The following is a 6,883-nucleotide window of genomic DNA, read 5'->3' on the forward strand; positions in this document are numbered from 1 at the left end:
TGGAATATAATACCATATAAACATTAGAACAGTAAAAGAACAATTATATAAAAAACAAACATAATATTAGCGTCATATTAAAAAGTGAAGGGTATTATATAAATATAATTAATATAAGATATATCATATTAATAATTTATCTTGGTAAATCGAAATATAGAAAAAGGGGAAAAGAAAGAAGATGATTTTATTAAACCCGGTTGTGCTATCCGTAATAGTACTAGCAGGACTTTGTCTTGTCAAAATTCCTGTATTTTTTTCGCTTATAGTAGCAGCTATAGTCGCTGGTGTTACTTCGGGGATACCAATTGACGAAACAATGAAGCTTTTAGTTGGTGGAATGGGAGCTAATTCAGATACAGCACTTAGCTACATTTTGTTGGGAGCTTTGGCTTATTGTATAAATAAAAGTGGCGCAGCAGAAGTTATGGCTAGACAAATTGGAAAGTTGATAAGAGGCAATAAATTTATTTTAGCTATAATTGTAATGTTATTTGCAGTAGTTGCCGAAACATTTATACCAATTCACATAGCATTTATACCGATATTAATACCACCGCTATTAGGGCTTATGAATAAAATGAAAGTAGATAGAAGAATGCTTTCAATAAGTTTTGGATTTGGATTAAAAGCTCCATATATTACACTTCCAATAGCATATGGTGCAATATTCCATGAATTGATAATCACATCATTTAAAAAAGCTGGGCTTGCAATAAACGGTAGTATGATAATTTCAACTAACTGGATAATAGCACTTATAATGGCTATAGGAGTTACTATAGGTGTTATAATCTTCTCAAGAGATAGAGAGTATAAGACAGTTTCAGGAGCAGTTGTTGGAGCTAGTGAAGTAGAAGGAGATATAAAAGCTGATAAAAATCATTGGCTTATACTAATAGCCGGTGCAATAACAGTTGCTGTACAAATATTGACTAAGTCATTACCTCTAGGTGCTCTTTGCGGACTTATATTTATAGTGGCAACAGGCGTTATAAAATTTAATGACATTCAAGATATGCTTGATGGCGGAATTCACATGATGGGATTTATCGCATTTGTAATGTTATTAGCAGCAGGATATGCAAATGTAATTACAAATTCTGGAGCAATAGATAAAATAGTTGAATCAGCAGCAGGAGTGTTAGGCGGTTCAAAACTTATTTCTTCATATGTAATGATTTTACTTGGTCTGTTAGTAACATTGGGAATAGGAACTTCATTTGGTACAGTTCCAATTATTTCAGCAATATACGTTCCGTTGGCAATGAAGTTGGGATTTTCACCAAGTGCGACTATACTATTAGTTACAATAGCAGCTGTTTGTGGAGACGCAGGTTCTCCAGCATCTGATACAACGTTAGGACCTACGGCAGGTCTTGGAGTAGATAAACAACACGACCATATAAGAGACACTTGTATACCGCAAATTATATTTATTGGATTACCATTAATAGTGGTTGGAGGTTTTATAACTCAATTCCTATAATAAAATAAAAATTTATAATAACTTTTAGAAGATAAGAATTCATAAAAAATCCCTTCTTACAAAATGTTGAGTAAGAAGGGAAAAGAATTCTTATTTTTTTATGAACATATTTGGTGCTACATAGTGTTTATCTGCGCCACCAACTGTTGAGTTTTGACCTATTCGAGTGTAAGGAGCAACGAATTTTCCGTTGTAAATGAACATTCCTAGAACAGCAGTAAATCCACTGACTTTAATTTCTCCAGAATCATCAAATTCCAAGAACGGTAGAGGCTCCATCTCATAATATCTTTGATAGATATATTCTGATTTTAAAGCTTCATCTAAAAGTTTTGACCACTCTTCTTTAGAAAATCCTCTTCCGGCATAAACTCCATGACTTGCATAATCATCAACAGGTTTTATTATATATTGGTCTTTATTTTCCAAGACTTCTTCATAAACTCTTTCGTCAAAATAATCTGTAAAAGGAATGTGGTCTTCCAAAAACTTATTTTCATAATCGGTTAAGATATTTTGAGTCAGAGGGTCTAAAAGTATTTTAAAAATCAGTTTTGTGTGCATAATCTGACTTCTAAAAGAGCCAATTAACATAAACGCATTGTCCATGTAGGCTTTAGTAAAGTCTTGCATTTCAGAATAGTGTTTCATATATTCAACAGTTACTGCACGCCTGTAGACCATGTCGATTTCAAAATTATCACAAACCAATTTTCCATCAACATACTTTAAATCTCTGATATCAAATATTTCACAATTGTATCCAGATTCTATAAAGAGTTGACGGAACTTTTTAAATTCATAAGTAGCGCCTATGTCTAAAAAGTCAACAATAGCTATGTTAGGTTTTCTGTGATGAGCTGACTCATATATTTTTGTGGATTCTTCAATCCAAGGATGAAACATATCAACGCACTCAACATCATATTTTTTTCTAAACTCTTTCATGGCCAAAGTTTCAATTAACAAATCTCCGACAGTATTGTCTTTATTCATTGCACTTGAGCCATCGGTATTGAACTCAATAAATTTGAATTTATCCATACCGTTGTAGAATACATCGTATCTTGCAATAGGAACTGTTATGTCATATCCTGGGTCGTGTAAAATCAATTCCTCAAGCTCTTTAGAAAATCCAAAAAGTTTTCTGTACTCAGGATTTTTTAAATATTCATGAGTAACTTTTTGAGTTATATCCATTAGAGTTTTGCAAAGCTGTGTGAAATTGTCCTTATCTTCTTGGTCATAAAAAAGGCCTTGATAAGTAACTGGTACGGGCTTCTCTTTGTATATTGCGTTTGAGTGCGCAACATCATCAAGAAGTTTTAAATAGTCCTTGTAATATTTTTCCGGTTCTTTTTTTACTAAAGAAATATATTCTTCTGCATATTTTATATTAAACATTTTTATCAACCCTATTATATTCTATTGCACTCCTAAGACCTTCAGATTCAAATAGATCTTCAAAAACATCTTTAGGAGATTTTCCGCTGTTTATAATTTCTTTTATAGGAGATAAGAAACGACCTTCATCTCCTAGTGCTGAATAAGCCAAATTGTATAAATTTTCTAGATGCTCTAAAATTGTAATTCCCTTGTACTTGGCTTTTAGACCGTGTAAAAGAGTTTCTGATTTAGTATTCATAACTTCACTATAAGTTGTGCCTTTAAACATCTTTTCTAAAGCATTTAAACTATCTTCAGAGTAGAAAAGTCCTTTTATAAGAGAAACTATCGCAAAATTTGTAGGATAGTTTACTCCATCCATCATTCTAAACTCAAGATAAGTTTTTAATCTAACATCAGGAAATACTATTGAAATGGCATGGAAGATTTCATCATCAGAATCATTTTCAGGGTCGAATAATTCTTTAAACGGTTTTTTGTTGACGTTTATAATTTCTCCATTTTTCTCCACAAATATTGGAGTAGTATCCAAAATAAATTTGGCATATCTCTGATAAGACATATCATCAAAAGCAAAATCTAATAAGCCGGAACGAGACTTATCAGTCTTTTCCCAAACCATTTGCCTTATATTATATTTTTTATAAGGCTCTTCTTCAAAAATATATCCATTGTCAAAAGCTGCATATAGAATTGGCGCTATGGCACTGGCTAGAAAGTATTTTCTAATACAATCTTTTTCGTCAGAATAATCGATAGTAACTTGTACAGAAGCAGTGCCTTTCATCATATTCCAACCCATGTTGTTATCTCCATTTAGAGAATTAAAATGCTCAAACATATGGTTATATCTAATTTTAGGAATTAATTTAATATCTTCAATTTTAGAAACAGGATTATATCCAAGAGGCACTAAAATTTGATTTTTCTTAGCAAAGATAGGAAGAACCATACCTAAAATTTCCTTGTAATCTTGATATAATTGTTCTATTGAAAGTTTGGATTTTATACTAATTTCAAATTGAGCACCCGGTTCAAGTGAAATAGAAAACTTATCAGTGTCACAACCTAATATGGATTCATTATTATAATAAGGTTTAGCATTTAAAGTTTTACAAATTTCAAGTAAAGTTTCGCCCAATCCACCATCTCCATAATAAGAAATGGATTTGAGAGAACTTTTATCTAATACAAAGTGTTCAAATTCTAAACCAACAGTGAAATCTTTATAATCAGTTTCACCTTTTTTAAAGTAATTTATAACACGTTCTAATTGTTTATTGTAGTCCATTTGAACCTCCTTTTCTAAACATTTATACCCAAAAATAAACATGGAAAAAAGAGTGAAAAAAATAAATTTTAAAATAAATAAAGATGAGAAAATATAATGACAATATCTTCTCATCCCTTACGGAGCATTTTACTTTAGAAAAAATAAATGCTGTATTAAAATTTTGACTCCCATTGCAATTAAGATAACTCCACCAGCAAATTCAGCGGCTTGTTTGTACTTGATGCCGAATATATTGCCAAGAGTTACTCCAAGCATTGATATAACTAAAGTTATAATTCCTATTAAAATAGAAGCTGAATAAATTTCAACATTTAAAAATGCAAAACTTATTCCAACAGCCATTGCATCTATAGAAGTTGCAATACCAATTAAAACTAAAGATTTAAAATCAAAGCCCGAATCTAAATCACAAGTTGCAACTCTCGATTCCTTAATCATATTAAACCCTATGTAAGAAAGTAAAAAGAATGCAACCCAATGGTCGATACTTTTAATTTTGTCTGCAAATGTACTGGCAAGTAAAAAGCCGAAAATAGGCATAATAGTTTGGAAAATTCCAAAACACAACCCAACCTTAATAGTCTTTGAAAAATCTCTTTTAGTAAGAGATAGCCCCTTACAAATACTCGCTGCAAAAGCGTCCATTGCAAGACCAACTCCAATTATAGAAATAGATAAAATAGATTCCATAAAACACCTCGGTGATTATTTTATCATAAAAACAAATATTTGAGTTTTATTATTATTGTGGTAACATCAAATTAAGAATTAGGAGGATGACTATGAAAATAACAAGAGAAGAATTTAAAACTACAAATTGGTCTGGCGGAGAAACTTCAGAACTTTTAATAAGTCCGACTACAGCAAGTGTTAAAGACAAGAATTTTGATTTAAGAATTTCAACGGCAACTTGTGAATTAGACAGCTCTAGTTTTACTCCATATAATGGCTTTACAAGATACATAACACCACTTGATGGAGATTTGAAGATGGTGGTAAATGGGAAAGAGGTTATTTTAAAACCATTTGAAGTATATAAGTTTTCTGGTTCAGATGAGGTAATTTCATATTCTAAGGTAAGAGATTTTAATTTAATAGTGAGAGAAGATTTTACTAATAAAATGTATTCTTTAGATGTAGATGGAACAGCGAGAATTGAAGATAGAAATTTAATATTTTTCTATGAAAGTGGAATGAGAGTAAATGGAGAGGAATATTCTAAAATGAGTGCATACATAGGAGAGGAGGCGGAAGTAACAGGTAAGGGTAAAATTTTAGTCTGTGAATTATATGAGTAAAAAATTTTTTAAAGAGTGTTATATATAGTTTTTTGTGGGTATAAAAGGAAAAAGGAGTGATACCGATGTACATGAATTACTAAAGTAAGTATATTGTAAAATGGGAATATTTAATGTAGAAAGGGTTTATATTATGAAAAAATAACTACATTATTCATGAATACGATTTTAATAATCGCAATATTAGCATCTAAAAAAGTAATGGCTACAAATTTAGATGGGTTTGATCAATTAATTCTGAAACCAGCATATGTAGAATTTTACATTGAAAACGCAAGTATAGGGGATGATTTTTTTGCGTTGGCAAATAATCATAATTTAAACAATATTGCACAAGACATGACATTATTAACTTTTGAAGAAAAATATTCACTAGTAGATGATGAATTATCAAGAACTATTGATAAAGTGATATCTGGAGAAAAAATTTTATTTACAAAAGATGGCTTGAAATTAATGGAAAATTATTATCCGAGATTATATACTAAATTAAAAGGAAGTTGCAAATCAAAAAATGAAGTAGTATTTTCTAAAAATGAATTAAATTCTGAAGAGAAAGAGGATTTAGTAATTCCTTATGCATACAGACATAGAACTGGGACAGCTGTCGGAGAGTTTAAATCCCCTTTAGGAGGAACACCTATTTTTAGAATAAGTAGCAATGTTGATTGGGGTGTGGATGATAGCAGTAATATTATAGATTATGTTAATCCATCATCTCATGTAACGAATTTAGATTCTCAGACAGATGTTAGGATAATAGCATCCTACGGAGATTTTACTAATGGTAAAAGAATTTACACACATACTATCAGAGCAGATGGAACTTATGGCAGAGGAACCTTATCTGAAATGATTGTTTCAGGGTCGCTTTATTTTAAAATTGATGGCTTATATATGCATTACAATATATATTCTCCATATTAATGCGAAAGGCTAAAAATGAAAAGATATAAACTAATATTGCTCATTAGTTGTTTTATATTTATCTATGGCTGTAAAAAGACAAGCAATACATTTGAAAAAGAGGATTTAAAACTTTTTTCAAATCCAATTTTAACCTACATAGAGAATGATAAGGTAGTTGGAGAGTATTTTGTAAATGGTAAAACTGAACTTGAAGAAGTTACAATTGATGATTTTAAATCGTATATAGATGAAAATATGGATAAAATAAAATCTGGGGAAGTTGGTATAACTGACGAAGGAAAGTTTTTAATAGATAAGTATTTGCCAAAAGAATCCGAGCAACTAAAAGGTATTGACACAAAAATAGAAATGACTACAGGTATGGATGAAAGTGTTGTTGGGGAAGATGCCAACAATAAAGTTAAGTAAAGTTTATAAAGTTTGGTTAAATTTTATTCTAAAAGTTAGAAAATTTAAAATTTAGCT

The 6,883-nt window shown here is 30.6% G+C and carries 7 protein-coding genes; 4 read left to right on the plus strand and 3 right to left on the minus strand.

Annotated elements, in window-relative coordinates; translation table 11 throughout:
- The first annotated feature begins 181 nt into the window (after positions 1-181).
- Positions 182-1,489 (plus strand): GntT/GntP/DsdX family permease, encoded by a 1,308-nt coding sequence (locus HMPREF9129_RS03980; RefSeq protein WP_004820585.1) that lies wholly within the window; start codon positions 182-184, stop codon positions 1,487-1,489.
- 90 nt (positions 1,490-1,579) lie between these two features.
- Here HMPREF9129_RS03980 and HMPREF9129_RS03985 read toward each other — a convergent pair whose 3' ends face one another.
- The 3 genes from HMPREF9129_RS03985 to HMPREF9129_RS03995 form a co-directional block, all read right to left on the minus strand.
- Positions 1,580-2,893: a glutathionylspermidine synthase family protein gene (locus HMPREF9129_RS03985; RefSeq protein WP_004820587.1), complete on the minus strand. Its 1,314-nt coding sequence runs from the start codon at positions 2,891-2,893 to the stop codon at positions 1,580-1,582.
- Positions 2,886-4,187 (minus strand): glutamate-cysteine ligase family protein, encoded by a 1,302-nt coding sequence (locus HMPREF9129_RS03990; protein ID WP_040552290.1) that lies wholly within the window; start codon positions 4,185-4,187, stop codon positions 2,886-2,888. The genes HMPREF9129_RS03985 and HMPREF9129_RS03990 overlap by 8 nt, the downstream gene beginning before the upstream one ends.
- Positions 4,188-4,316: 129 nt before the next feature.
- The gene (locus HMPREF9129_RS03995) at positions 4,317-4,880 is read right to left on the minus strand and encodes a manganese efflux pump MntP (RefSeq protein WP_004820592.1); all 564 of its coding nucleotides are present in this window, start codon (positions 4,878-4,880) and stop codon (positions 4,317-4,319) included.
- A 92-nt stretch (positions 4,881-4,972) separates the two neighbouring features.
- Here HMPREF9129_RS03995 and HMPREF9129_RS04000 point away from each other — a divergent pair, with 92 nt between their 5' ends.
- From HMPREF9129_RS04000 to HMPREF9129_RS04010, 3 genes are all read left to right on the plus strand, one after another.
- Positions 4,973-5,488, plus strand: a complete 516-nt coding sequence (locus tag HMPREF9129_RS04000; protein ID WP_040552292.1) for a HutD family protein — start codon at positions 4,973-4,975, stop codon at positions 5,486-5,488.
- Between the two features lie 156 nt (positions 5,489-5,644).
- Positions 5,645-6,415, plus strand: a complete 771-nt coding sequence (locus HMPREF9129_RS04005; RefSeq protein WP_004820595.1) for a hypothetical protein — start codon at positions 5,645-5,647, stop codon at positions 6,413-6,415.
- 15 nt (positions 6,416-6,430) lie between these two features.
- Positions 6,431-6,826, plus strand: a complete 396-nt coding sequence (locus HMPREF9129_RS04010; RefSeq protein ID WP_004820597.1) for a hypothetical protein — start codon at positions 6,431-6,433, stop codon at positions 6,824-6,826.
- Positions 6,827-6,883: the final 57 nt, after the last annotated feature.

Source organism: Peptoniphilus indolicus ATCC 29427, from assembly GCF_000227315.1.
GTDB classification, from domain to species: domain Bacteria; phylum Bacillota; class Clostridia; order Tissierellales; family Peptoniphilaceae; genus Peptoniphilus; species Peptoniphilus indolicus.

Bases quoted from the DNA above. Each gene is read 5' to 3' on its own strand.
- HMPREF9129_RS03980 (WP_004820585.1), top strand. From the start codon at position 182: ATGATTTTATTAAACCCGGTTGTGCTATCCGTAATAGTACTAGCAGGA.
- HMPREF9129_RS03985 (WP_004820587.1), bottom strand. From the start codon at position 2,893: ATGTTTAATATAAAATATGCAGAAGAATATATTTCTTTAGTAAAAAAA.
- HMPREF9129_RS03990 (WP_040552290.1), bottom strand. From the start codon at position 4,187: ATGGACTACAATAAACAATTAGAACGTGTTATAAATTACTTTAAAAAA.
- HMPREF9129_RS03995 (WP_004820592.1), bottom strand. From the start codon at position 4,880: ATGGAATCTATTTTATCTATTTCTATAATTGGAGTTGGTCTTGCAATG.
- HMPREF9129_RS04000 (WP_040552292.1), top strand. From the start codon at position 4,973: ATGAAAATAACAAGAGAAGAATTTAAAACTACAAATTGGTCTGGCGGA.
- HMPREF9129_RS04005 (WP_004820595.1), top strand. From the start codon at position 5,645: ATGAATACGATTTTAATAATCGCAATATTAGCATCTAAAAAAGTAATG.
- HMPREF9129_RS04010 (WP_004820597.1), top strand. From the start codon at position 6,431: ATGAAAAGATATAAACTAATATTGCTCATTAGTTGTTTTATATTTATC.